The 24,127-nt window shown below is 60.9% G+C and carries 27 protein-coding genes; 9 read left to right on the top strand and 18 right to left on the bottom strand.

Translation table 11 applies throughout. The annotated features are described in order from the left end of the window. Positions 1 to 141: 141 nt before the first annotated feature. From yajD to lsrK, 5 genes are all read right to left on the bottom strand, one after another. Positions 142 to 483, bottom strand: a complete 342-nt coding sequence (yajD, locus tag ACUTQY_RS10055; protein ID WP_004939576.1) for an HNH nuclease YajD — start codon at positions 481 to 483, stop codon at positions 142 to 144. Positions 484 to 537: 54 nt separating this feature from the next. Further along, on the bottom strand, positions 538 to 999 hold the full coding sequence (locus ACUTQY_RS10050; protein ID WP_033652401.1) for a GNAT family N-acetyltransferase: 462 nt from the start codon (positions 997 to 999) through the stop codon (positions 538 to 540). Between the two features lie 56 nt (positions 1,000 to 1,055). Then, positions 1,056 to 1,949: a LysR family transcriptional regulator gene (locus tag ACUTQY_RS10045; protein ID WP_033652403.1), complete on the bottom strand. Its 894-nt coding sequence runs from the start codon at positions 1,947 to 1,949 to the stop codon at positions 1,056 to 1,058. A 59-nt stretch (positions 1,950 to 2,008) separates the two neighbouring features. Further along, positions 2,009 to 3,193: an MFS transporter gene (locus tag ACUTQY_RS10040; RefSeq protein ID WP_046686630.1), complete on the bottom strand. Its 1,185-nt coding sequence runs from the start codon at positions 3,191 to 3,193 to the stop codon at positions 2,009 to 2,011. A 219-nt stretch (positions 3,194 to 3,412) separates the two neighbouring features. Beyond that, the gene (gene lsrK, locus ACUTQY_RS10035; protein WP_046686631.1) at positions 3,413 to 4,978 is read right to left on the bottom strand and encodes an autoinducer-2 kinase; all 1,566 of its coding nucleotides are present in this window, start codon (positions 4,976 to 4,978) and stop codon (positions 3,413 to 3,415) included. Positions 4,979 to 5,171: 193 nt separating this feature from the next. Between lsrK and lsrG the strand changes: the two genes are divergently transcribed. From lsrG to ACUTQY_RS10020, 3 genes are all read left to right on the top strand, one after another. Next, entirely contained in the window at positions 5,172 to 5,465 is a 294-nt protein-coding gene (lsrG, locus tag ACUTQY_RS10030) for a (4S)-4-hydroxy-5-phosphonooxypentane-2,3-dione isomerase (protein ID WP_033642299.1), read from the top strand. 87 nt (positions 5,466 to 5,552) lie between these two features. Further along, the gene (locus ACUTQY_RS10025) at positions 5,553 to 6,458 is read left to right on the top strand and encodes an EamA family transporter (protein WP_033642300.1); all 906 of its coding nucleotides are present in this window, start codon (positions 5,553 to 5,555) and stop codon (positions 6,456 to 6,458) included. An 82-nt stretch (positions 6,459 to 6,540) separates the two neighbouring features. Beyond that, positions 6,541 to 7,134: a LysE family translocator gene (locus ACUTQY_RS10020; RefSeq protein ID WP_046686632.1), complete on the top strand. Its 594-nt coding sequence runs from the start codon at positions 6,541 to 6,543 to the stop codon at positions 7,132 to 7,134. On the opposite strand, the gene ACUTQY_RS10015 is transcribed toward ACUTQY_RS10020, so the two are convergent. Further along, positions 7,110 to 7,937 (bottom strand): AraC family transcriptional regulator, encoded by an 828-nt coding sequence (locus ACUTQY_RS10015; RefSeq protein ID WP_116286897.1) that lies wholly within the window; start codon positions 7,935 to 7,937, stop codon positions 7,110 to 7,112. The two genes, ACUTQY_RS10020 and ACUTQY_RS10015, sit on opposite strands and share 25 nt — an antisense overlap. 69 nt (positions 7,938 to 8,006) lie before the next feature. On the opposite strand from ACUTQY_RS10015, the gene ACUTQY_RS10010 reads away from it, so the two are divergent. After that, positions 8,007 to 8,225, top strand: coding sequence for a DUF7661 family protein (locus tag ACUTQY_RS10010; RefSeq protein WP_033642303.1), 219 nt, complete (start codon positions 8,007 to 8,009; stop codon positions 8,223 to 8,225). Between the two features lie 8 nt (positions 8,226 to 8,233). On the opposite strand, the gene ACUTQY_RS10005 is transcribed toward ACUTQY_RS10010, so the two are convergent. From ACUTQY_RS10005 to ACUTQY_RS09985, 5 genes are all read right to left on the bottom strand, one after another. After that, the gene (locus ACUTQY_RS10005; RefSeq protein ID WP_033642304.1) at positions 8,234 to 9,082 is read right to left on the bottom strand and encodes a PA4780 family RIO1-like protein kinase; all 849 of its coding nucleotides are present in this window, start codon (positions 9,080 to 9,082) and stop codon (positions 8,234 to 8,236) included. 120 nt (positions 9,083 to 9,202) lie between these two features. After that, positions 9,203 to 10,693: an alpha-amylase gene (gene amyA / locus ACUTQY_RS10000; RefSeq protein ID WP_033642305.1), complete on the bottom strand. Its 1,491-nt coding sequence runs from the start codon at positions 10,691 to 10,693 to the stop codon at positions 9,203 to 9,205. Positions 10,694 to 10,805: 112 nt separating this feature from the next. Further along, positions 10,806 to 11,462, bottom strand: a complete 657-nt coding sequence (locus tag ACUTQY_RS09995; RefSeq protein ID WP_033642306.1) for a DUF799 domain-containing protein — start codon at positions 11,460 to 11,462, stop codon at positions 10,806 to 10,808. Then, positions 11,459 to 11,815 (bottom strand): DUF4810 domain-containing protein, encoded by a 357-nt coding sequence (locus tag ACUTQY_RS09990; RefSeq protein ID WP_046686634.1) that lies wholly within the window; start codon positions 11,813 to 11,815, stop codon positions 11,459 to 11,461. The genes ACUTQY_RS09995 and ACUTQY_RS09990 overlap by 4 nt, the downstream gene beginning before the upstream one ends. An 18-nt stretch (positions 11,816 to 11,833) precedes the next feature. Next, the gene (locus ACUTQY_RS09985) at positions 11,834 to 12,505 is read right to left on the bottom strand and encodes a CsgG/HfaB family protein (RefSeq protein ID WP_033642307.1); all 672 of its coding nucleotides are present in this window, start codon (positions 12,503 to 12,505) and stop codon (positions 11,834 to 11,836) included. A 481-nt stretch (positions 12,506 to 12,986) separates the two neighbouring features. On the opposite strand from ACUTQY_RS09985, the gene ACUTQY_RS09980 reads away from it, so the two are divergent. Together ACUTQY_RS09980 and ACUTQY_RS09975 are read left to right on the top strand one after the other, a co-directional pair. Beyond that, entirely contained in the window at positions 12,987 to 13,892 is a 906-nt protein-coding gene (locus ACUTQY_RS09980; protein ID WP_084710283.1) for a bifunctional helix-turn-helix transcriptional regulator/GNAT family N-acetyltransferase, read from the top strand. An 85-nt stretch (positions 13,893 to 13,977) separates the two neighbouring features. Then, positions 13,978 to 15,276: an SLC13 family permease gene (locus ACUTQY_RS09975; RefSeq protein ID WP_046686636.1), complete on the top strand. Its 1,299-nt coding sequence runs from the start codon at positions 13,978 to 13,980 to the stop codon at positions 15,274 to 15,276. Here the strand turns inward: ACUTQY_RS09975 and dapF are convergent. The 3 genes from dapF to bhsA (ACUTQY_RS09960) all read right to left on the bottom strand — a co-directional run bounded on the left by dapF (position 15,251) and on the right by bhsA (ACUTQY_RS09960) (position 16,948). After that, positions 15,251 to 16,126 (bottom strand): diaminopimelate epimerase, encoded by an 876-nt coding sequence (gene dapF / locus ACUTQY_RS09970; RefSeq protein ID WP_046686637.1) that lies wholly within the window; start codon positions 16,124 to 16,126, stop codon positions 15,251 to 15,253. The genes ACUTQY_RS09975 and dapF overlap by 26 nt on opposite strands. Positions 16,127 to 16,239: 113 nt before the next feature. Continuing rightward, positions 16,240 to 16,497 (bottom strand): multiple stress resistance protein BhsA, encoded by a 258-nt coding sequence (gene bhsA / locus ACUTQY_RS09965; RefSeq protein WP_033642311.1) that lies wholly within the window; start codon positions 16,495 to 16,497, stop codon positions 16,240 to 16,242. 193 nt (positions 16,498 to 16,690) lie between these two features. Next, a complete protein-coding gene (gene bhsA, locus ACUTQY_RS09960) occupies positions 16,691 to 16,948 on the bottom strand; it encodes a multiple stress resistance protein BhsA (protein WP_033642312.1) in 258 nt (85 codons plus the stop codon). A gap of 176 nt (positions 16,949 to 17,124) precedes the next feature. Between bhsA (ACUTQY_RS09960) and ACUTQY_RS09955 the strand changes: the two genes are divergently transcribed. Continuing rightward, entirely contained in the window at positions 17,125 to 17,769 is a 645-nt protein-coding gene (locus ACUTQY_RS09955; protein WP_033642313.1) for a TetR/AcrR family transcriptional regulator, read from the top strand. Between the two features lie 737 nt (positions 17,770 to 18,506). Here ACUTQY_RS09955 and ACUTQY_RS09950 read toward each other — a convergent pair. The 4 genes from ACUTQY_RS09950 to ACUTQY_RS09935 all read right to left on the bottom strand — a co-directional run bounded on the left by ACUTQY_RS09950 (position 18,507) and on the right by ACUTQY_RS09935 (position 21,741). After that, a complete protein-coding gene (locus ACUTQY_RS09950) occupies positions 18,507 to 19,325 on the bottom strand; it encodes a MetQ/NlpA family ABC transporter substrate-binding protein (RefSeq protein ID WP_033652662.1) in 819 nt (272 codons plus the stop codon). Between the two features lie 19 nt (positions 19,326 to 19,344). Next, entirely contained in the window at positions 19,345 to 20,013 is a 669-nt protein-coding gene (locus ACUTQY_RS09945) for a methionine ABC transporter permease (protein WP_033642316.1), read from the bottom strand. After that, positions 20,006 to 21,031, bottom strand: coding sequence for a methionine ABC transporter ATP-binding protein (locus tag ACUTQY_RS09940; RefSeq protein WP_033642317.1), 1,026 nt, complete (start codon positions 21,029 to 21,031; stop codon positions 20,006 to 20,008). Before ACUTQY_RS09940 ends, ACUTQY_RS09945 begins: the two co-directional genes overlap by 8 nt. A gap of 266 nt (positions 21,032 to 21,297) precedes the next feature. Further along, positions 21,298 to 21,741, bottom strand: coding sequence for an acetyltransferase (locus ACUTQY_RS09935; protein ID WP_033642318.1), 444 nt, complete (start codon positions 21,739 to 21,741; stop codon positions 21,298 to 21,300). Between the two features lie 242 nt (positions 21,742 to 21,983). On the opposite strand from ACUTQY_RS09935, the gene ACUTQY_RS09930 reads away from it, so the two are divergent. Beyond that, positions 21,984 to 22,856 carry an oxygenase MpaB family protein gene (locus ACUTQY_RS09930; protein ID WP_046686638.1) on the top strand — a complete coding sequence of 291 codons (873 nt, stop codon included), beginning with the start codon at positions 21,984 to 21,986 and terminating at the stop codon, positions 22,854 to 22,856. Positions 22,857 to 23,019: 163 nt separating this feature from the next. After that, positions 23,020 to 24,123, top strand: coding sequence for a suppressor of fused domain protein (locus ACUTQY_RS09925; RefSeq protein WP_033642320.1), 1,104 nt, complete (start codon positions 23,020 to 23,022; stop codon positions 24,121 to 24,123). Positions 24,124 to 24,127: the final 4 nt, after the last annotated feature.

The raw sequence follows: 24,127 nt of genomic DNA, 5'->3' as shown, positions 1-24,127 counted from the left end.
ATGTTGTTAACTGCGCAGCTTATTTTGCGGTGAATGGACCGGATGGGTAAGTAGGAATTCTCTGGGAAGTGGCGGAACGGAAGCGCCTTTTGTTAGTTTAACAGCTTAATAAGTTAGTGGCTCATTAAGCTGTCGATGGCGTTACTTCTTCATCATCGCCTTCAGGTTGGCGAACGGGTTGTGGGTGGCGACACCGATATCTTTTTGCGCATCTTCACCGGCCACCACCGTCGAACCGTATTGATCGGCCTCGGTGTATTTCGAGTGTTCGTGGTCGTGGCAATACAGACACAACATTTCCCAGTTGCTGCCGTCTTCCGGGTTGTTGCTGTGATCGTGATCGATGTGATGCACCGTCAGCTCGCGCAGGTTGGAATAAACGAATTCGCGCGAGCAGCGCCCGCATACCCAGGGGAACAGTTTCAGCGCTTTTTCGCGGTAGCCGGTTTCCAGCTTCGCATAGTTTTTGGGGATATAGGCCATGGTGGTCGTCCGTCGTGAATCACTATGCGGCCAATAATACCACAGTGCGTGCGGCTACAACGTGCGGCTCATCACCGTGACGGTTTCACCGGCGACCTGGCGTTGCTCCAGAGGGCGCCAGCCGAGTTTCTGATACAGCGTCTGCTGGTCGGGCGTATACAGATACAGTTCGCTGATGCCCTGGATTCGACCGTGCTCGATGCAGCGCGCGATCAGGTTGCGGGCAATGCCTTGGCCGCGGTGCTGCGGGTGGGTAAAGACTTCGCTCAGCCAGTATTGGCGCTCCGGTTTATCTGTCAATTCATATAGCGTCAAACTGGCGGTGCCGACGATCTGTTGCTGTGGCGACAGCGCCAGCAACACGACGCCTTGGCTCTCGGGTGCGCAGCGTTCAGCCAGCCGCCGGCTGATGGTATCGCGGCTGCTCCACTGCGCAAAGGCGCCCCATTCCTGGTGCAGCAACGCGGCCAGTTCCTCAATGCGCCGGCGATGGGCGAGCAGCGGTTCGATATGCATGATGTGCCTATTTTTTTTAAAGTCGGGAAAAAAGCCGCTCCTGCCTAAGCGGCCGGTTAATGAAACGTCTCCACCGCCCAGTCGATGAACGCCCGCAGCTTGCCGCTGAGGTGGCGATTGGACGGGTAGACCACGTACATCTGCTCCGGCGGCGGCTGCCAGTCGTGCAGCAGGCTGACCAGTTCGCCGCGCTCGAGGTGCGGCTGCGCCATAAACCGATAGATCTGGATGATGCCCAAGCCGGCCAGGCTCGCCGCCAGCAGCGCGTTGCCTTCATTGATGCTGACCGGGTAGCGCTGTTGGATGGCGATCTCTTTGCCGCGCTCGACATAGCGTTGCGGATGGATGCGGTCGTTGACTGGATGGCGGTAGTGCACCATCGGAAAACCCTGTTCCAGATCGCACGGATGGCGCGGGGTGCCGTGGCGCGCCAGATAGGCCGGGGTGGCGCAGCTGACCCAGTCCAGATCGAACAGACGCCGGGCGATCAGGCTGGAATCGGCCAACGGACCGCTGCGGATCACGCAGTCGGCGCTGTCGCTGATCAAATCGATAACGCGATCGCCGATGCTGAGATCGATCTGGATTTGCGGGTAGCGTTCCAAAAAGCCGGGCAGCGCCGGCAACAGCAGTTGGCGGGCGGTGCCGCTGCCGGTATCGATGCGCAGCACGCCCTGCGGAGAATTCTGCGACTCGGTCAGACAGCCCTCCATCTGCTCCAAATCCGCCAGCCATTTCACCGTATTCTGGTAATAGCATTCGCCTTCGCGGGTGACCGACACGCTGCGGGTGGTGCGCTGGAACAGTTTGGTCTGCAGGTGATCCTCCAGATTTTGGATCAGCTTGGTGACCGTCGCTTTCGGCATGCCCAGCGAATCGGCGGCGCGGGTAAAGCCGCCGGTTTCCACGACGCGGTTAAAGACCCGGATAGCGAGCAAATGATGGTCCATAGGTTCTCAACGCCATGCCCCGGCGGTGGCCGGGGCATGTTTCTGCAGATAGATAATGATTAACACTGTTTAGCGCCAATCGCGCCGGAGCGCAAGCTGAGGCCAAATACCAGCGTGGCGGAGAGGATCAGCGCGCCGCCAAACAGCATGGCGCTGCTGACGCCCTGCCAGTCCACCACCTCGCCGCCCAGCAGTGCGCCGGAGGCCAGCGCGATCTGGATGACGCACACCAACAGCGCCTGACCGGCTTCCGGCGCCTGCGGCACGGCGGCGAACATCCAGTTGGTGGCGCAGACCGGCACGGCGCCAAAGGCCAGCCCCCATACCAGCACCATCAAAGTGGCGCCGGCGAGGCCGCTGAGCAGCGGCGAAACGATCAAAATGCCCGCCAGCATGGCGGCGATCAGTATGAAGGTGGCGCGCAGGCTGTGTTCCGCCAGACGCTCGCCGAGAAAGGTGCCCAGCAGGCCGATGGCGCCATAGGCCAACAGCTGCAGCGAGATCGCCGATGGGCTGAGCACGAACACCTGCTGCAGCAGGGGCCGCAGATAGGTATAGGCGGCGAAGTGGCCGATGAACAACAGCACGATGGCGATCAGGCCGATGCGCGCCATCGGCAGGCGCAGCGGCAGCACCAGATCGCGCGGCGTGACCGGTCGGGAAGGCGGTACCGACGTGAGCAAACGCAGCTGCGCCAACAGTACGCCGACTGCCAGCGCCGCACCGCCGAAGAAGGCGGCGCGCCAGCCGAACAGATCGCCGATCAGGGCCCCGGCCGGCACGCCGCATACCGCGCCGACCGAGATGCCGCTGAGGATCAGCGCAGTGGCGCGGCCCTGGCTGGCTTCCGGCACCAGATGGCGGCCGTAGTTGGCGGCGAATGACCAGAAGCCGCCGACGCAGATGCCCAGCAGCACGCGGCCCAGCAGCATCATCGGGAAGTTGACGGCCAGTGCCGCCACCAGGTTGGACACCATCAGCAGCAACGACAGCCCCAGCATCAGCAGGCGTCTGTCCAGCCGGCCGGAAGCCAGACTCAATACCGGCGCGGCCACCGCCGCCACGATGCCGGGCATGGTCACCATCAGCCCGGCGGTGCCGGTGCTGACGCTGAGCGAAGGGGCGATGTTGGTCAGCAGGCCGATCGGCAAAAACTCGGTGGTGACCATGACAAAACAGGCGACCGTCAGCGAGAAGATCGCCGGCCACGGGGATGATGCAGGGTTATCTTTATTATTCAGCATAATGCCGCTCTTCTCAGGTGAATGCGCAGGCCGCGCTCGGGGCGCGGCGTGATCAAAGTCACAATCTACGGCAGGCTGAAGGCGCAGATAAATCCATCTGCGGTGGTTACACTGTTTCTGAGGGGGAACAATGACGGCAGCGAGTTAAAACGCGGCTTGCGCCGCGCCGAGGGGAAAGGAATAAAACGGTATAAGGTTATGACCGGGCCGCGCGCGGCGCTAGAGCCCCGGCGCTTTCCACAATGAGGTGGTCAGGCCGCTATCCACCAGCGTCAGCTGATCGGCGTAGACTCGCCGCCAGTTTTCTTTCTGTTCCTGATACCGCGCATGGTTGGTGAGATCCGGCTGATGCTCGCGCTCCCAGCGCACCAGCTGCTCACCGGTTTCGGCCAGCGACGCGTAAAGCCCGGCGCCGACCCCGGCGGCGATCGCGCAGCCCAGCGCGGTGGCTTCTTTCACCACCGGCACCCGCACCGTCAGGCCGGTGACGTCGCTGAGGATCTGGCTCCACAGTTTGCCCTTCGCACCGCCGCCGGCGAACACCAGCGAGCGGGCCTGCACGCCGGAGAAGGCGGCGATCTGCTCCAGATTACAGGCGGAGACGATGGCGGCATTCTCCTCCAGCGCGCGGAACAGCGTCTGTTTGTTGCAGCGTTCAGGATCGATAGACATGTTGATGAATGACGGCGCCGCGTGATACCAGGTTTTGAAATGCATGGCGTCGGAAAAGATCGGCATCACGCCGTAGGCGCCCGGCGGCACCCTGGCCGCCATCTCTTCCAGCAGGCTGTAAGCGTCGATCCCCAGTCGCTGCGCCAGCAGTTTCTCTTCGGCGCAGAAAGCGTCGCGGAACCAGCGCATGGTCAGGCCGGTAAAGAAGCTGATGGATTCCGCCTGCGCCATGCCGGGAATGACGTGAGGGTTAATGCGGATGTTCATTTCCGGATCGATGGCCGGTTCCGGCAGGTTGACGATTTGCTGCCAGAAGGTGCCGCCGAGCACCGCCGTCTGCCCGGCGCGCACGATGCCGAGCCCCAGGCTGCCGAGCTGCACGTCGCCGCCGCCCATCACCACCGGGGTGCCGCGCAGCAGCCCGCTCTCCTGGGCCGCCTGCTCGGTGACGCGCCCCAGCACGACGCCGGTCTCTTTCACCGGCGACAGAATATCGGCGCGCAGCCCGGCCATATCGAGCAGCGCCGGCCGCCAGTCGCGGCTGGTCAGATCCAGCATGCCGGTAGTGCCGGCGTTGGAAGGATCGACCGCCAGCTCGCCGCTCAGCATGTAGGCCAGCCAGTCGCTGATCATGGTCAGCGTCGCCGCCTGGCGATAGATGTCCGGCCGGTGGTGCGCCAGCCACAGTAGGCGCGGCATGGCGCTCAGCGCCAGCGTCTGGCCGGAGTACTGGTAGACCTCACGTTCGAAGCCGTGGTTGTGCAACTCTTTCAGTTCGCTGACTTCATGGCTGGCGCGCGCATCGACATTGGCGCAGGCCCAGATCGGCACGCCGTTGCGATCGTACAGAACGATGCCTTCACGCATCGAGCAGCAGGCTACCGCACGGATCGCCTGCGCGCTCAGCCCCGCGCGCTGCAACGCCTGGCGGATGCACTGGCAGGCCAACTGCCAGTTGCGGTTGAGATCGAATTCCATCGAGCCGGGTACGCCCGGCACCGCGAGGTGTTGCCACTCGGCCTGGCCGTGCGCGATCTGATTGCCCGCCAGATCGAAGATCACCGCGCGGATGCTGCCTGTTCCTGCGTCCAGCGCCATCAAGTAGTTATCCATAGCCTATGCTCTCAGGGGGAGGAATAGTAACTATAGATGCCGCCGTCTTCCCTCGCCGGGGGCGGGGTGGGCATCGCCGGTGCGATTTGTGAGCCAGGCGGCAAAATTACCGTTGCGGCAGGGCAATCGACGGGAATAAACCTATGGTTGGAAAGCGCCATGCTGCGGCGCGCCGTTTAAACAAGGAGCTGTCATGCACGTCACATTGGTAGAGATCAACGTTAAACAGGACAAGATCGACGAATTTATCGACGTTTTCCGCGCCAATCACCTGGGGGCGATCGAAGAGCCGGGCAACCTGCGTTTCGACGTGCTGCAGGATGAGCATATTCCGACGCGGTTTTACATCTACGAAGCCTATCGCGACGAGCAGGCGGTGGCGGCGCACAAGCAGACCCCACACTATCTGCAGTGCGTGGAGAAGCTGGAAGCGCTGATGACCGGCCCGCGCAAGAAAACCACCTTCATCGGCCTGATGCCGGAATAAACGCCGGCGTTTGCCGGTGTCCATGCGCCCGGTTTGGTTGTAACCTGCAAGGCAAAGCGAATTTTCAATGGGATAAGCGGGGCGAGGATGACATTGCGCGATCGGCTGTTGGCGCTGTTGGTGGTGGTGATCTGGGGCGTGAATTTCGTGGTAATCAAGTTCGGCCTGCAGGGGATGCCGCCGTTCCTGTTGGCCGGGATGCGTTTTTTACTGGTGGCGTTGCCGGCGATCTTCTTTATCCCGCGCCCGACCATCCCGTGGAAATGGCTGTTGCTCTACGGCATGACCATGAGCTTCGCGCAGTTTGCCTTTCTGTTTGTCGCCATCAAGGTGGGCATGCCGGCGGGGTTGGCCTCGCTGGTGTTGCAGGCGCAGGTGTTCTTCACCCTGCTGTTAGGTGTCGTGCTGATGGGCGAAAAGCTGCGCGTGAATCATTTCGTCGGCATCGCCATCGCCAGCGGCGGCATGCTGGCGCTGGCGCAGGCCAGCCTGCATAAGCCGGGCAGCGGCGCGGTCCCCCTGGCGGGCCTGCTGCTGACCCTGGCGGCGGCGTTCTCCTGGGCGCTGGGCAACCTGACCAACAAGAAGATCCTGGCCGGTTTCCCGCAGCGCAACATTTTGTCGCTGGTGGTGTGGAGCGCGCCGATCCCGGTACTGCCGTTCCTGATTTGCAGCTGGCTGTTCGACGGCCCGCAGGCGGTGCTGGCCAGCCTGAGCCATGTGCAGGTCGGCACCTGGCTGGCGGTTGCCTATCTGGCGTTCGCCGCCACGCTGTTCGGTTATTCGGTGTGGGGCAGCCTGCTGGGGCGCTACGAAACCTGGCGCGTCGCGCCGCTGACGCTGCTGGTGCCGCTGGTCGGGCTGTTCGCCGCCTGGCTGCTGCTGGACGAAGCGCTGTCGCCGGCGCAGTTCGGCGGCGCGTTGCTGGTGCTGGCCGGCATGGCGGTCAATACCTTCGGGTTGCCGCGCCGACGGGCCGTCGCGGTGCGCTAAACCTAACAGGGCAATTCTGTTCAATACGTTGTCGGCGCGGCCCGGCATTCTGGCGCCTGTGAATTTTTCCTCAGGTGCCCTCATGAATAATATCTACCTTTCCATGGCCGCATTTGCGCTGGCGGCCTCCATCACGCCCGGCCCGGTCAACATCGTCGCATTGAGCGCTGGGGCGCAGTTCGGCTTTGGCGCGACCCAGCGTCACGTGGTCGGCGCCACGCTGGGGTTTACCCTGTTGCTGGTGCTGCTGGGTTTGGGCATGCACCAACTGCTGATCCTGTGGCCGGCGTTGACCCGCTTGATCCAATGGGCCGGCGTGGCCTTCCTGCTGTTTATGGCCTACCGGCTGGCGTTTGACGACGGCAGGCTGGGCAACGGCGAGGCGCAGGCGCCTTCCTGTTGGTACGGCGCGCTGATGCAATGGCTGAACCCCAAGGCGTGGCTGGCGTCGGTGGCCAGTCTCGGGGCGTTTGTCGGCGACGGTGACATCCGGTTGCTGTGGCAGTTCGCCGGGCTCTACTTCGTGATTTGCTATGCTTCGGTGGCCTGCTGGGCTTACGTTGGCGCGATGTTGCGCGGCCTGCTCAGGCAGGCGCGCAACGTACAGCGTTTCAATCGCGCGATGGCGGCGTTGCTGGCGGCCAGCGCCTGCTATCTGTTGGCGGAGGGTTTTTGATACTGGCCGGGCGTCGCGGCCAGCAACTGTTTGAAGGTGCGCTGGAAGTGCGCCTGATCGGCAAAGCCGCTTTCGCTGGCGGCCGCGGCGATCGGCAGGCCGCTTTTCAATAGCCGATGGCCGTGCTGCACGCGGCGATTGACCAGATAGGCGTGCGGCGTCATGCCGTAGCGCTGGCGGAAGGCGCGGATCAGGTAGGAGGGCGAGAGCGCGGCGGCGTGGCAAATGTCTTCCAGCGTCAGCGACTGAGTGCAGTGCGCGTCGATAAACGCCGCCGCCGCTTCCAGTCGGGGGTGCGGCGGCGTCTCCGGATGGCGGCCGCTGCCCAGCGCGAGCTGCAGGGCGCTGAAATACTCCACCAGGGCGATCTGTTTTTCCAGCGCGCCGCACTGCGCGTTCGTCAGCAGCGCGTACAGTTGGTTCAGCCCGTTGAACAGCGCCGGATCGCGGCTGAGCGGCCGGCTGAAGGGGACAAAGCGGTCGCCGTCGCCGCCCATCATTTCCTGCTGCAGCGCGCCGAGCCAGGCGAGATCGAGATAGAACATGATGTATGACCAACGGCGGTCGGCGATCGGGTTGCAGGCATGCGCCTGCTGCGGATTGATGACAACCACATCGCCGGCGCCGACCTGCATGCGCCGCTCGCCGTTGACATAGGTGCTGACGCCGCCGGTGATGGCGCCGATGGAAAAGAATTCGTGGCTGTGCAGGCTGTAGCACACTTTGCGGCCATCATTGATGGCGCGCGCTTCGACAAAAGGCAACTGCGGGTCGCGCCAGAACTGGGGCGTTTTTTCACTCATGCGCTTTCCTTTTCACTGCGGCGGCATCACAGTGTTATAGCCTGAAAGCGACGAAAAGGGGAATGGCGGATGATGATTTTTAACGTGTTCGGCCGCCTGGTAGGCGTGAAGCGTATCGGGGACGAATGGCGGCTGTTCCGCGTGACGCTGCCGGAGCGCAAATATGCCCCCAGCTACGATATCGTGTTGCCGGCGGATCTGCGCGAAGAGGAGATCGCCGGCTATCTGGGGGATATCTATCACGAAGCCGCGACCCCGCAGCGGCCGGACGTGTTTCGCGTCGAGTAGCGCGGGCGTTACTCTTCCGCGTTGCGCGCCATGAGGCGGCGCTGATGTTCCTCGCTGGCGGCCTGGATCTCTTCCAGCACCGAGCCGACGTCGGCGCGCTTTTGGATTTCGCTGAATCGGCCGCTGAGGACGCTGTCCGGCGTCAGCGTGCCTTCCTGATACAGCGCCCAGATCTCTTTGGCATATTGGCTGTCGCGCAGCTCCGGCGCAAATTGGCCGTAATATTCCGCCAGATTGTCGATATCGCGCTCGAACATGCTTTTGGCGTGGTTGTTGGCGGCGGCGTCCACCACCTGCGGCAGATCGATGATCACCGGCCCGTCTTTATCCATCAGCACGTTGAATTCCGACAGATCGCCGTGCACCAAGCCGGCGCACAGCATGCGCACCGCGTAGTTCATCATCAGAGCATGATCGGCGCGCGCCTGTTCCGGCGTCAGGATGACATCGCTCAGACGCGGCGCCACCAGGCCTTCCTCGTCGGTGATCAGCTCCATCAGCAGCACGCCGTCCAGGCAGATGTCCGGCTGCGGCACCCGCACCCCGGCCCTGGCCAGCAGATACAGCGCGTCCACTTCGGTGTTCTGCCAGGCTTCTTCCTGTTGCTGACGGCCGAATTTGGAGCCTTTGCTCATGGCGCGCGCGTCGCGGCTGTTGCGCACCTTGCGCCCTTCCTGATAGTGCACGGCCTGCTTGAAGTTGCGCTTCTCGGCTTCTTTGTACACTTTGGCGCAGCGGATCTCATCGCCGCAGCGCACGATAAACACGTCGGCTTCTTTGCCGCTTTTCAAACGGCGGATGACTTCGTCGATTAATCCGTCATCCACCAGCGGCTGGAGTCGTTTTGGAATTTTCATGCAGCCTTGTACCCTATTTAGGCTCCGGTGTGAATGGCTTGCGCAGTTGATAGCGTAAGTTAGACCCGAAAGGCAAACATTAGTTTTGCCGCCGCGGCATCATTGCGCGGCGGCGGGCGTTCACAGGCTGCCTGTCGGCACCCAGACGCTGACGCTGCCGGCGTTGACCGGGAAATGGGCGCTGCCCTGGTCGTCGGTGGTGATTTCCTCCTGGCGGTTACCGAGGAAATCGCGCCAGGCGGTGCGCGCCAGATCGGCGCCGAGCGCGACCGTCTTGCCGCTTTCGCCGCCGTTGGTCAACACCACCACGCAGCCGGGGGCGTCGGCGGTGCCGGCGCGGCTGAAGGCCACGCAGTGGCTGTCGTCGAAGTAGTCGGTTTGCGGGCCGTTGGCGAAGCGCTGGCGAGCGGCAATCAGCTTCTCCAGCTCCGGGATCGCCGGCATGTCAATCTGGTACTCGCCGCCGTCACGCCCTTTATCGCGGTAACTGGCGCCATAAAGGTCGGGGTAAAACACGCAGGGCACGCCCTGTTCGCGCAGCAGGATCAGCGCGTAGGCCAGCGGTTTGAACCAGGGTTCCACCGGCGCCTCCAGCGATTGCAGCGGCTGGGTATCGTGGTTGGCGACCAGCGTCACCGCGTGGGCCGGATCGGCGGCGGTCAGGGTATCGGTGAAGATCTGCGCCATGTCGAAGCCGTCGCCCTGTTTTGACGCCTGATGAAACTTCAGGTGCAGCGCCACGTCGAACAGCATCACTTTGCCGTCCACCAACTCGATGTATTGTTGCAGCGCGCTGAGATCGTGCGACCAGTATTCGGCGACGATAAACAGATCGCGCTGCGCGCTGTCGCGCACGTGATCCGCCCACTCTTTGAAGAACCAGGCGGGAATGTGTTTGGCGGCGTCGAGGCGGAAGCCGTCGCACGGCAGCGTGTCCAGCAGCCAGCGCGCCCAGTATTTGAGCTCCTCTGTCACGGCGGTATTGCGGAACTCCACGTCGGCGCCCATCAGGTAGTCGTAGTTGCCTTTCTCGTCGTCGACCTGATCGTTCCAGCCGTCGTCGCCGTAGTCGTTGGCGATTTTAAACACCCCTTTATCGTCCGGCTGCTCAACGTAATCGACGCCGCTGAAGCATTTGTAATCCCAGATAAACTCGGAATGCGCGCCCTGGCGGCCGGGGAAGGTAAAGCGGGTATAGGCCAGCGCGTCGAAGCCCTGGTCGTCAATGTCGTTGCGGTTGTTGGCGTCCACCTTGAACACGTGCACCCGTTCTTTCTCGTCCGCGCCGAGCTTGTGGTTGAACACCACGTCGTAGAGCACCCCCACGCCGTGTTCGCGCAGCGCAGTGGCGGCGTGTTCGAGCGCCGCCTTGTCGCCGTATTTGGTGGCCACGCTGCCTTTCTGGTCAAACTCGCCCAGATCGAACAGATCGTAGGTGTCGTAACCGACGGAGTAACCGCCGGAAGCGCCTTTGTAGGCGGGCGGCAGCCACAGATCGGTAATGCCCAGTTCGGCGAGGTGCGGGGCGCGTTCGGCGGCCTCCTGCCACAGTTTGCCGCCGTCGGGGTAGTACCAGTGGAAGAATTGCAGCAGGGTGGTTTTTTTCGTCATGAGCCAGCGTCCCGGTTAGCCAGAAGGAAAGGAGCAGTTAAAGCATGGGCTACTTTTGGCAAAAGGGACAAGTTTGGCATAGGCGGCCCGAGAAGGCCGCCCGAGAGACTGCTTAACGCTGGCTGGCGTAATGAGGTGAGCGCGGGCCATAAAGAATGGCGCCGTTCTGACCTGTTGCCGACAGGAGGCGAGTGTTGGCGATGGCACCAATGTCGAACCCTTTGTCGCTGATGGTATCCGCGATTTGTGAAATCGCGGCGCTGATCACCATGCCCAGCAGGCCACCTGAATTGTTGTTGCCTTCGTTGCTGGATGCGGTGGCGGTGCCGGCCCACAGCTGTTTGCCGTTGCGCAGGTCAACCAGGCGAGCGGCTACGGTAACGCGAGTTTCGCTGCTGATCACCATGTAGCTGGTACCGTATTGCGTGACATCCAGGTACAGCACGGTGTCGGCGCCGAAAATCTGGTGCAGTTTTTTCGGACTGACGGCGCGGATGTCGTTGGCGTTGGTTAGACCGTTTTGCAGGAAGGTTTCCTCCACTACAGCGACCGGCAGCACATAGTAACCGGCCTCGGCCAGCGGTAAGGTTGCACTGGCGAGCACGCTGTGGCTGGCTTTGACATCCGGCGACTGATTAACCGGCGGCAAGACCAGGATCGACTTCGGCTTGCTCTCATGGAATGCCGCATAGTCATAAGGCGTTTGCTTAGCACAGCCGCTCAGCAACAGGATGGCGGTAACGCTGAGGAAAGTGAGTACACGCTTCATTTAAAGCTCCCCTTATCCTTGGCCATCAGGAAATTCATAAACGATGCCGATTCCGGGAACAGCGCTTTTTCCGTGTTGAATTCACTCATGGCTTGTCCGTCGTTGCCGGTTTTGCTGTACAGCAGCCCCAGTTGCGCATGCAGCCCCGGCGGTACGGCTTTATCCTTGGCGCGGGATTTCTCGACGATCTCTTTCAGCGTAGCGATCTGCTGCTCAGGGCTTTGCCCATCCTGCTGGTAGTATTGATAAAGAGAAGTTTGGTAGCCATCCCAATTGTAAAGCGTTTTCGGCGCGGCGCAGCCGGCCAACAGGGTCGCTGCAAACAGCGCCCCGCCCATTTTTTTAGTTATCATCTTTCTGCTTCTAGTCCGTTAGTTAGCAGGGCGCCATGCGCCGTTTTCGAGACCGGTAACCAGGTTATTGACGGCTTCACGCACGGCCAGATCCAGCACCTTGCCGTTAAGGGTGGAGTCGTAGCTGGCGGTGCCCCCGAAACCGATGATTTCGCGATTGGACAGTTCGTATTCACCGGCGCCCTGAGAGGAATAGACGACTTCTGAGGTCTGTACGTTCACGACGTTCAGATTAACTTTGGCGTAAGCGACCTGTGATTTACCCCGGCCCAAAATGCCCCACAGCTGATGATCGCCGACTTCTTTGCGGCCGAATTCAGTGACATCGCCGGTAATCACATAGTTGGCGCCTTTCAGCGTTTGTGCTTTCCCTTTAATGCCGGCTTCAGTTTTCAACTCTTCCATGTTGGCGCGATCCAGCACGTTGAAACGGCCAGTCTGCTGCAAATGCGTGATCAGGATAGTCTTGGACTGATTGCCCAGCCGATCGACGCCATCGGAGAAGATGCCATTCATGTAGCTGGAGCGGTTGTCGAATTTACCGACGGCGATAGGGCTGCGTGGGCCCTGATAAGTGGTGTTGTAGGAAGCCACTTTCGGCACTTCCAAAGAGCGGGAGGATTCGGTCGCGCAGCCCGCCAGCAAAGTGACGGAAAGGGCGACGGAACAGACGGCGAGTGATTTTTTCATTGGCATGCGATCTCTCCATGAGCATAAAACGGCGCGGGAGCAACCCGCGCCCGATGTTTCCATAACGAGCATTGTCGCCGTTATGGAAGCGCCGCGATCCTGCCATGAATATGTAACAAATTACAACAAGATATCGGCATTAATGCCGCTATTAACATTGTTGTAACCTATTGTAATGCAATGAATTGATATCGATTTCTTCTCTCATCCGCAGATTTTTTCACGATTGTATGTTTTTTAACTGGTTTATTGTTTTATCAACATTAAATTAATGAATTTTTATTCTGATTTTTTTGAATTAATCAGTTTACTGTATTGGGTAATGTAACGTTTTGCATCAGCTCCTCTGTTATACCGGGGTTCATGGCGGTTTGATGATCCGTTAAGGTAGTGAGAATTAGGTAACACTATCAACTAAATCTCATTTTTTATCGGTAGCTAATTGGGGATATCAATTGTGAACATCAGGGATTTCAGAGCATTGGCGCGCAATTTGGTCAGAGAATTCGGCATGTTGAACAAGCAGAGCAACGGCTCGCGCTTTTCGCCGCTGCAGATCCATCTGATGATCGAAGTCAGCGAGCAGCCGCTGGGCGTCACCGAGCTGGCGGCCCGGCTGTGCATCGACAAGGCCAGCGCCAGCCGGGCGCTGCGCAGCCTGGTGGCCGCCGGCGTGATAGAAACGGTGGATCATCCGGATGACAGGCGGCACAACCTGCATCGGCTGAGTAAACAGGGCGGCAAGGCGCTGGCCGGCATCGAGAGCGACGCCGACGGTTTTATGCAGGCGGCGCTGGCGCAGTTGGGTGACGATGAGCTGGCGAGCACCACTGCGGCGATGAAAAAGATGACCGCGGCGCTGCGGAGCGCACGCAAACAGCGCGACGCCAATCTGCGGGTGCGGCCGATCGCCGAGCGCGACGATGCGGCGATGGCGGCGATCATTCGCGAGGTGTTTCGCGAGTACGGCATGGACAAGATGGAAGGCGTCAGCCTGCACGATCCCGATCTCGATCGGCTGACCGGCCTGTATCGCGACAACGGCGGCCGCTACTGGGTGCTGGAGCGGGACGGGCAGGTGGTGGGGGGCGTCGGCATGGCGCCGCTGGCCGGCGAAGAGCCCGGCTATTGCGAGCTGCAGAAACTGTTCTTCAAACCCGGCGCGCGCGGGTTGGGCATGGCGCGCTATATGGTGGTGCAGGCGCTGAAGGCGGCCCGGGCGGCAGGGTATCGCTATTGCTATCTGGAAACCACCGAACAATTGAAAGAGGCGATCGGGTTGTATTACGCGCTGGGTTTCACGCTGCTGACGGAACGGCGCGGCAATACCGGCCACCACGGCTGCAATGTGTGCATGCTGAAAAATCTGCAGAACGACGATATGTGAGCGGTTTCAAGGTTAACGCCCGCGCCTTGTGTCACCCTGTTAACCGTTTGATAACAATCACAACGTTTTATCAGGGAGGAGAATTATGTTGGGGGATCCCATGGCGCTGTCTGCGCTGGTCACGCTGGTGGTCATCGCGCTATGGGCCAGCGCCCGTTTGCCGGAGTATTTGGTCGCGTTGCTGTTCTTTGCGGCGGTGATGGTATTGCAGCTGGCACCCGCCGCGGTGACCTTTTCCGGTTTCGCGTCTTCCGCATTCTGGCTGGTGCTCAGCGGTTTCGTGTTGGGCACCGCCATCCGCAGCACCGGCTTGGCGGATCGCCTGGCCAACCGACTCTTGCCGCATCTGGCCGGTTCCTGGCCGCGCCTGGTGGGCGGCGTGGTGGCGATAAGCTACGCGTTGGCGTTTGTCATGCCCTCCAACATGGGGCGGATTACGCTGCTGATGCCGATCGTCATGGCGTTGGCCGAGCGCGCCGGTCTGACTGAAGGTTCGCGCGGCCGCATCGGTTTGGCGCTGGCGGTGGGGTTCGGCACCTTCCAGCTTTCCGCCAGCATCCTGCCGGCCAACGTGCCTAACCTGGTGATGAGCGGCGCGGCAGAAAGCGCCTACGGCAGCCACTTCGCCTATCTCTCTTATCTGCTGTTGCATGCCCCGGTGCTCGGGGTGGCCAAAGGCGCATTGTTGACGTTGTGCATCTGCGGCCTGTTCCGTGCGCGGCCGCAGCCGGTGGCGACCGAGGCGGGGCAAACGCCGCTCAGTGCCGCCGAGTGGCGGCTGATCGCGCTGTTGGGCATTACGGTACTGTTGTGGATGACCGACAGCTGGCACGGCATCGCCCCCGCCTGGATAGGGTTGGCGGCGGCCTGCTTCTGCCTGTTGCCGCGCATCGGTTTTCTCAACGGCGAGCAGTTCGCCGCCGGGGTCAACGTGCGCACCTGTATTTACGTGGCGGGGATCCTGGGGCTGACTGCATTGGTCAGCCACTCGGGGCTCGGCGATCGGTTGGGCGGCGCGCTGCTGGCGATGATGCCGGATCTGCACGGCAAACCGTTTGCCGCATTCGGTTCGCTGGTGGGGATCACCGCGCTGTTGAATTTCGTGGTGACCGCCAACGGCGTGCCGGCGCTGTTTACCCCGCTGGCGCAGGCGTTGTCCGCAGGCAGCGGCTTGCCGCTGCTGACGGTGCTGATGACCCAGGTGATCGGTTACGCCACGCCGCTGTTGCCGTATCAGGCCTCGCCGATCGTGGTGGCGATGGGGATGGGCAAAGTGCCGGCGCGCGAAGGGCTAAAGCTGTGCCTGCTGTTGGCCGCGCTCAGCTTCGCACTGCTGGTGCCGTTGGACTATCTGTGGTTCAGGCTGCTGGGGTGGATCCCGTAAACAGCCCCGCGCCGCCGGCAAAGCAGTCTTCGTCCAGCGTCAGGGTGGCGATTTTATGCACCGGTCCGCGCATGCTGACCTGAAAATCGCCGCTGAAGGCGATCTGCAGTTCGCCGCCCGGCATCCGCACACTAACCCGCTCGCCGACTCGTCCCAACTTGCGCATCACGCTGGCGGCGGCGCAGCTGCTGCTGCCGGAGGCGAGGGTAAAGCCGGCGCCGCGCTCCCAGATGCCGATGCGCAGCGTCTGGCGATCGACCACTTCCACCAGTTGTACATTGGTGCGTTTCGGGAACAGCGGATGGAGCTCAATCTGCGGTCCGAGCCGATGCACCTGCGCCAGATCCAGTTTTTCCACCGGCACCACGCAGTGCGGGTTGCCCATCGACACCAGCGAAACGCTTAACGTCTCCTCCTTCAGGGGCAGCGGATAGTTCAGCGCCTCCGGCAGATCGATCAAGGCCGGCAGCGCCGCCGGGCTGAAATTGGCGCGCCCCATCTCCACGGTTATCTGATGCGCGTCTTCCGCCACCTGGCAACGCACGTCGCCGCCGGCGGTGTGCACCAGAAACGGCTGATGCGCCACGCGCTTGCTGTCGAACAGATACCGCGCGTAGATACGCAAGCCGTTGCCGCTTTTCTCCGCTTCGGAGCCGTCCGGGTTGATGATGCGCAGGGTGGGATTGACGGCGTCGCCGCTGTCGATCAGCAGGCCGTCGGAACCGATGCCGTAATGCGGGTGGCACAGCAGGCGGATTTGTTCCTGGCTCAGGCGATCGGCGACCGAACGGTGGCATACCAGGTAGTCGTTGCCCAGACCGTGATATTTGTGAAACAGCAGGGGAGTCATGGCGTTGCTCGGCTCAGCGGGAAGAGGTCGCTACAGCTTACAACAGAACGTTGGCGTTAAAGCAAACAAAAGGCGGCCTGAGCCGCCCTTTTGCACGATTGCCGATCCGGCCATTAATTGTAGATGATCGCGGTGCCGTGCAGTTTGTTGTCACCGGTAGTGGCGATGATCTGGAAGGATTTGGCACCCGCCGCGTCGGCTTTGGCCGCCAGTTTGTTTTCCAGGCTGCTCAGGTCGGACGCGCCGCTGACGGTAACGACGCCGGCTTTTTGCAGGTCGGCGGGTTGCGTGTTAACCAGTTCGGCGGCGAAGCTGCCGAAGGAGGCGGAAGCCAGTGCGATGGCTGCGATGGTCATTTTCAGGTTTTTCATGGTCTTATTTCCTATCAGTGTTCTTTACGATGTTTGTTTTGTAAGGTCGTTAAATTAATTAACGATCGATAATTTAATGTTAGATGCCGGTTTGACGGATTGCAAGTATTTTTTTAATGCTCGTTAATTAATTTTTTTTACGCCCTGGCGTTGTGAGCAATAAGGATATGCAGTCCACAGGCTTAATGCTTTGTTATTGATAGATTTCTGCAGTGCCATGCAGCTGGTTGTTGCCGCCGGCGCTGGTGATGCGGAAGGATTTGGCGCCGGCCTGATCGGCTTTGGCGGCCAGGCTGTTTTCCAGCGAGGTCAAATCGGATGCGCCGCTGACGGTGATGACGCCCACTTTTTGCTGGTCGGCCGGTTGGCTAGTGACCAAATCGGCGGCGAAGCTGCCGAAGGAAACGCTGGCCAGAGTGAGGGCGGCTAAGGTTAGTTTTAAGCTTTTCATGATGTTAATTCCTTTTCGATAACGGTCAATAGAGGGTTTTAATCCGGTTCGCTAATTTTTATTAACGATCGATAACTAAATGCTAATCGGTTCTCGACGAGGGCGCAATATTTTTTTATAATGATCGTTAAGTTATTTGTGCTAAGCCTGCTGTGGAGCGGGATAGGAGAGGAACGATGAGCATCAATGAAGCGGTCTGCGGCAAGAAAAGCCGTGGCAGACCCAAACAATTTGATCGCGACCGGGCGTTGGAAAGCGCACTCGATCTGTTCTGGCGGCACGGGTATGAAGCCACCTCGCTGGCCGATCTGGTGGAAGTGACCGGCGCCAAGGCGCCGACGCTATATGCCGAGTTCGGCAACAAAGAAGGGATGTTCCGCGCGGCGGTGGAGCGCTATCTGCAAAAATACACCACCTGCACCAACCAGCTGTTGGAACAGGATGTGCCGGTAGCCGAGATCGTCGAGGCTTACGTGCGTTCTTCGGTTCAGGTCTTCACCGATCCCGATACCCCCTCCGGCTGCTTTATGGTGTGCGCCTCCGCTGCGCTGTCGTCCGCTTCCGACGACGTCGCCCAGATGCTGCGCAAAAAGCATCATGCGCAGGAAGCGGCGCTGAAGGCCTGCTTCGATCGCAAGGTGCAACAGGGCGAGCTGCTGGCGAAAACCGATACCGCGCTGCTGGCGAAATACGTGATTTGCACCATTGAAGGCATGTCGGTGCAGGCGCGAGAAGGGGCAAGCCGGGACGATCTGTTGCGGTTGCTGGAGGCGCTGATGCTGGTGTGGCCGCGTCTCAGCCAGATTGGCAATAAGGTGTAGAAACAGGCCCGGTTTTTACCGCAATGCTGATCAGTTAATCCTGAGTGGCATTTTTTTATCCAGCTTCTGGGCGTTCTGTGCAGGGGAATTGCCGTAAATGTCCTGCATTTCTCTATGGCCAACATGAACGGCAATTGGAGGGGCGATGGCGCGGCCCCTCCACCCGCGCCTTTGCTTAACACCGTCTGTCCGCTATGCGGATACCCTCGCCGCGCCTGCATTGTCTGGCGGGTCGGCTGCGACAAACGTCCCTGTTAGTCTCGCCTCAACCGGCCTTCCCTGGCCGGTTGCCCCTGACAACGCCGTCTTGCTCGGCAGCCGGTGATGCGCGCCCAAGGTCAACACCTGAGCTGGCAGCTACCGGGAAATCTGTCGCTTATGAGGTTGTGGTAGAGAAGTTGGAGATGAGCACGGTGTTGGGCGCCCTTGAAGACGCCGAACGCAGACGTAGCGCATTAGGCGAAACCGCCATGGACGGCGGTTTCAGGTGAGACAGGCAGGGACGCCTGTCGCAACCGGCCTCAATGCGCTATGGCGGAGGGAGGGGAGTTGGCAAAGCCAACCGTCTGACAGGGCAAAGGCGCGGGTTGCCAGGGGCCGCGCCTTCGGCCCCTGGCTCGGTCGAGGTGTGGGAGCCACATGGGGCATCTCACTTTTATCGACCGAAAATTTCACGAACGCCTGCATAAAAACGCTAACTGACCAGCATTACGGTTTTTACCGGGCCGTATACAGCGTCACTGGTTGACCGGGATCACCGCGCCCTGGTATTTCTCGCGGATAAAGTCTTGAATCGGCTTGGAGTGCAGCACTTTCACCAGCGCCACGATCTCCGGCTTGTTCACGTCGGCTTTGTGCACGGTGATGATGTTGGCGTACGGGTTGTTTTCGCCGCTTTCGACCGCGATCGGATCCTTGGTCGGATTCAGCCCGGCGTCGATGGCGTAGTTGGCGTTGATCACCACGGCGTCACCTTCGTTGTTGTTGTACATCTGCGGCAGCAGCGCGCCTTCAACGTTAGCCTGGAACTTCAGGTGTTTCGGGTTTTCCACCACGTCGGCGATGCGTGCATCCACCTTGCTCACCCCTGGCTTCAGCTTGATCACGCCTTCCCGTTCAAAGATTGACAGAATGCGGCCTTCTTCCGCCACCGCGTCGCGCATGATGATTTTGCCGTTTTCCGGCAGATCTTTCAGGCTCTTGTACTTCTTCGAGTAGATGCCGATAGGCTCAATATGGATCGCGCCGGCGCTGACGAAGTCGTAGCTCTTGTCGTCGGCGTGGTCTTTCAGCACCGAGTTCAGGTAAGGCACGTGCTGGAAGTAGTTGGCGTCGATGTCGTGGCTGGCCAGCGCGGTGTTCGGCAGGATGTAGTCCTGGAAGCGCTTGATCTGCAGATCGATGCCTTCCTTCGCCAGTATCGGTTTGGCCTGTTCGAGGATCTCGGCGTGCGGCACGTTGGAGGCGCCAACCACCAGCTTGGTTGCCGCGGCGGCGCCGTAAGAGGCGAGGGTGGCGACAGAGGCGAAAGCCAACATCAGTAGGTGCTTTTTCATCATCGTTTTCCTTGGTTAATTAACGTTTATCGAGCGTTCTTGTCAGGGTGTCGCCAATGAACTGAATGACGAAAACGATCAGCAGGATCGTCAGCGTCGCCACCAGCGTCACGTCACTGTGGTTGCGTTGGAAGCCTTCCAGATAGGCCAGGTTGCCCAGGCCGCCGGCGCCGATCACCCCGGCCATCGCGGTGTAGCTCACCAGCGCGATCAGGGTAACGGTGATGCCGGAAACCAGCGCCGGCGAGCTCTCCGGCAGCAAGACGCGGAAAATCAGGGTGCGGTTTTTGGCGCCCATCGAGCGCGCCGCTTCGATTACCCCTTTGTCGACCTCGCGCAGCGCGATCTCCACCAGCCGGGCGTAGAACGGCGCGGCGCCGACGATCAGCGCCGGCAGGGCGGCGTCCGCACCGAGAATGGTGCCGATCAGCGACTTGGTGAACGGGATCAGCAGCACGATCAGAATGATGAACGGAATGGAACGGAAGACGTTGACCAGCACGGAGATCAGGGTGTAGACCGTGCGGTTTTGCAGCAACTGCCCCTTCGAGGTTAAAAACAGCAGCACGCCGAGCACGATGCCCAGCACCAGCGTGGCCAAACCGGCGATGCCGGTCATGTACAGCGTTTCCCAGGTGGCGTCCCACAGTTGGTCCAGACGCAGGTGGGGGAACAGGGATTCAATCATGTTGGATAACCTCGACGGCGATGTCTCTTTCGTTCAGCAGGCTGAGCATGTCGGCGACGTGTTGTTCGTTGCCTTCGGCGTGGATGTACAGTTCGCCGAACGAACCGTTGAGGGTGTGGCTGATCTTGCCGTGCAGAATGTTGACGGTGAGTGGGTAGCGCCGAATCACCTCGGCGATTACCGCCTGATGAGTTTGTTCGCCGACGAAGGTCAGCTTGAAGATCGCCCCCGGCAGGTGGGCGGTGAGCTGCGGGTTGAAGCTCTCAGCCGTGTCCGCATACTGCGACACCTGTTTGACGAACTGCCGGGTGATCGGCTGCTGTGGCCGGGTGAACACCTCGAGCACCGGCCCCTCTTCGACGATGCGGCCGTTTTCCATTACCGCCACGCGGTGGCAGATTTTGCGCACCACGTGCATTTCGTGGGTGATCAGCACGATGGTCAATTTCAGCTGGCGATTGATGGCCAGCAGCAGGTCGAGAATGGCGTCGGTGGTTTGCGGATCGAGCGCCGAGGTGGCCTCGTCGCACAGCAGCACGCTCGGGTTATTGGCCAGCGCGCGGGCGATACCGACGCGCTGTTTCTGGCCGCCGCTGAGCTGCGACGGGTAGGCGTTTTCGCGCCCCTGCAGGCCAACCAGCGCGATCAGTTCCGCCACGCGCGGGGCAATCTGCGCCTTGGGGACGCCGGCTATCTGCATGGAAAAAGCGATGTTTTGGCTGACGGTGCGCGACCACAGCAGGTTGAAGTGTTGGAACACCATGCTGATTTTCAGCCGCGCCTGGCGCAGGTGGCTGCCTTTGGCGCGGGCGATATCGAATCCGCCCACGTCAATGCGGCCGCTGGTGGGCTTTTCCAGGCCATTGAGCAGGCGGATCAGCGTGCTTTTGCCGGCGCCGCTGTAGCCGATGATGCCGTAAATTTGCCCGGCTTCTATCGCCAGGCTGACGTCGTCAACCGCCACGACGCGGCCCTGTGCGCTGTCAAAAGTTTTGCAAACGTTCGAAAGAACGATCATAGCGAAGCGGATCCTTATTGATACATCACAGCATTCCGTCCGGGGCGCGTCGCGCCGGACAAGGATCGTTCGGCTTTTCGGCGGGGCACAACCCGGCGGGAAGTGACGGACGGAACCTCTGTTGCGGGTGAATACCGGGCAATCCTACCGAGGGTTGATAGTGACAGGAAGAATGTAAAATCTATTACTTATTCTGATTTGATATATTAGGCGGCGGGCGAGAGAAGGGGGAGAAAACCGGCCGCAGGGCGGCCGGCGGGGGCGGACTAGCGTTTTTCCAGCTTCATGTGCAGCAGCGGGAACGGGTTGCCCTGGCCGTCGAGCGGTGAGCGGCCGGTGATGACAAAACCGTAGTGGCGGTAGAAGCCGCTGGCCTGCGGATTTTGCTCGTTCACGTCCAGCTGCAGCTCATCGTGCAGCGTTTCCGCGTGGGTGAGCAGCGCTTTGCCCACGCCTTTGCCGCGCTGATCGGCGTCGATAAACAGCATCTCCACCTTGTTGCCGTTCAGACCGATAAAGCCGCAGGGATGCCCCGGCTGCTCTTCGGCCACCCAAACGTTGACCGCCGGCAGATAGTCGTTCAGCACCAGCGGGAACAGTTGTGCGATGTTGTCTTCGGTTAAAAAGTGGTGAGTGGCGCGCACCGAACGCAGCCAGATATCTGCCAATTGCGCGTTGTCTTCCGCCGCGCGTGCTCTGATGGTAATCATCGAACTCTCTGCTATCTAAGTTGAAGGAAAAGAAACTAGATAGAGGTTTTGTGGGGTTAGTGCCGAATTAACGTGGGTTAACGCCCTGCAAAGCGCCTCTGCAGTGGATCGAATAGGCCCGCCTGGTTGCAAGCGGTATAACAACTGTAATTCAGTAAGTTAAAGCTTTCAACCGCCGCAGGGCGCAATGAGGCGCTCGCCGCGTGATACACTGGCCGCTGAATGAGCAAGAGGGCGGCAGGATGGAAGCGGTACGCGCAGCGATAGAAAAACAGGTGCTCAGCCTGACCGGGTTGGCGCTCGGCGGCGTCGATTTTGAGAATCCGCCCGGCGATCCGGGGCTGTTCGGCCCGCAGTCTGTCATCTGGCAGGTACACCGCGATTTCACCCCGATGCTGTGCGGCGGCGTCAGCGCCTTGCTGTTGCAAATGCTGCACCCGTTGGCGCTGGCCGGCGTATGGGATCACTCCAACTTCCGCGACGATATGATTGGCCGCCTGCGCCGCACCAGCCAGTTCGTGTCGGTCACCACCTTCGGCCCGACCGCCGAGGCGGAGCGGCTGATCGCCAAAGTCAAAGCCATCCACCTGCGGGTGACCGGCGTCGGCAGCGACGGCACGCCCTATGCCGCCAGCGATCCGGCGCTGCTGACCTGGGTGCACGTGGCGGAGAGCAGCCGTTTTCTGGCCAGCCACCTGCGCTACCGCAACCCGCATCTTTCCCGCGATTTGCAGGATCAATACTATCGCGAAGCGGCGCGCGTGGCCGCCGCGCTGGGGGCGACCGCTATCCCTCAGTCCTGCGCGGAAGTAGACGACTATCTGCAGGCGATGCGGCCGCAGCTGGTCTGTGACGAACGCACCCAAGAGGTGGCGCGCATTCTGCTGAAGGCGCCGGCGCCGAGCGCGTTGGCGCGCCCGCTCGGCGGGGTGGTGATGCAGGCGGGCATCGATCTGTTGCCCGATTGGGCGCAGCGGCAGTTCGGCTTTCATCCGGGCGCGTTGCGGCGGCGGCTGGTGCGAACGGGGGCTGCAGGCCTCGGCAAAGTGCTGGGCGCGTCGATGCGCAACGGTTCCTATCAGCGCGCGGTGCGGCGCATCACTCAGGCGTCATGAGCCGCAGCCGCTATAATTAACCTTTGTTTATCTTCGTTTACGGCCGTTTTTGAGACTTTTACGGGTGATCCGGCCAGTAATGCGTTTTACACTTGAGGGCAAAGCCACATTCCATTTTTTGCGCGCAGCCGATTCTGCCGCGCCCTGACCCTATTGAGGTGATATGAACGAGTCATACGTACTTGCTGAAGTCAGCAATGAGAACCAGACGCTGGTCGCGGTGGTTCAGCAAGATCACCGGGCAGCCTATTTTTACATCTATCCCGCCGAAGCCTACAGCGATCGCTATCAGGTGCGCGCCTGCTGGCTGCGCAATCTGGCCGCCGCGCCGTTGCAGGAAGATCGCGCCGCGCTGGAGCAGGGGCAACCGCCGATGCTGGCGGCGGAATTTTGCCGCAACCTGGAAGGGGAAGCGCCGCTGAACCCGGAAGGGCTGATGGTGGTGTGGAGCGAAAGCGACGACGGCGCGGCCCTGTGGTATTACGGCCAACTGCTGGCGGTGATCCCCGGCTGGAGCCTGTATATCGACCATTCGGTGTGCTATTCGGCCAGCTGCATCAAGGAGAGCCCGTTGGCCTATCCGCTCGGTTCGGCCTCGACCAACACGCAATATGCGCAGGCGGAAAGCACCCGCCAGTTTTGGCGCAGCTGGCAGCGTGAAGAGGGCAATCCGTGGCCGAAGATGCAGCGCGATTTTCAGGCGCGCTATGAGCAGCATTTCGGCCCTTCGGTAAAATACTACGCCATCGATCAGGGCAAGTGGCCGCCGATGGCCATCACTCAGCACGAGCGCGACGGCATCTATTACTTCCTCACCATGGGCGTCAGCATTCGGCCGATGCCGTGGGTGGAGATCCTGTTCAACGATGAGGCTTCGCGCTATCGCCGCATGGAGATGGCGATCGCCATCGACAGCCAATACATGACCGAAGACAACGCGGTGCAGATGGCCAGCGCGCTGGCCGGTTTCGCTCACGCCCCTTGGGCGCGGCTGACCTGGATCGGCGAAGGGCATACGCTGGAGTCCGACGTGGCGCCGTTGGGCTATGAAGGCTATATTTTATCGTCGTCCTTCTACCCGCATCACGCGCACCTGACGTTGCCTCAGCAGTATGGCGACCCGGTGAACCTGTTCTGGGCCAGCCCGGTGTTTACCGCCGAGCGCCAGCTGGCGCACGCCACGCCGAACGGCGGGCACGATCTGGTGCACAGGCTGCGCGAGCAGGGCGTCGACCATATTTTCCGCCCGCGCCAGCCGGTGTGCTGACGCG

Source organism: Serratia sp. TSA_130.1 (genome assembly GCF_052691795.1).
Note: the sequence above shows the minus strand (reverse complement) of the source record. Positions and strands in the feature narration are given on the sequence as shown.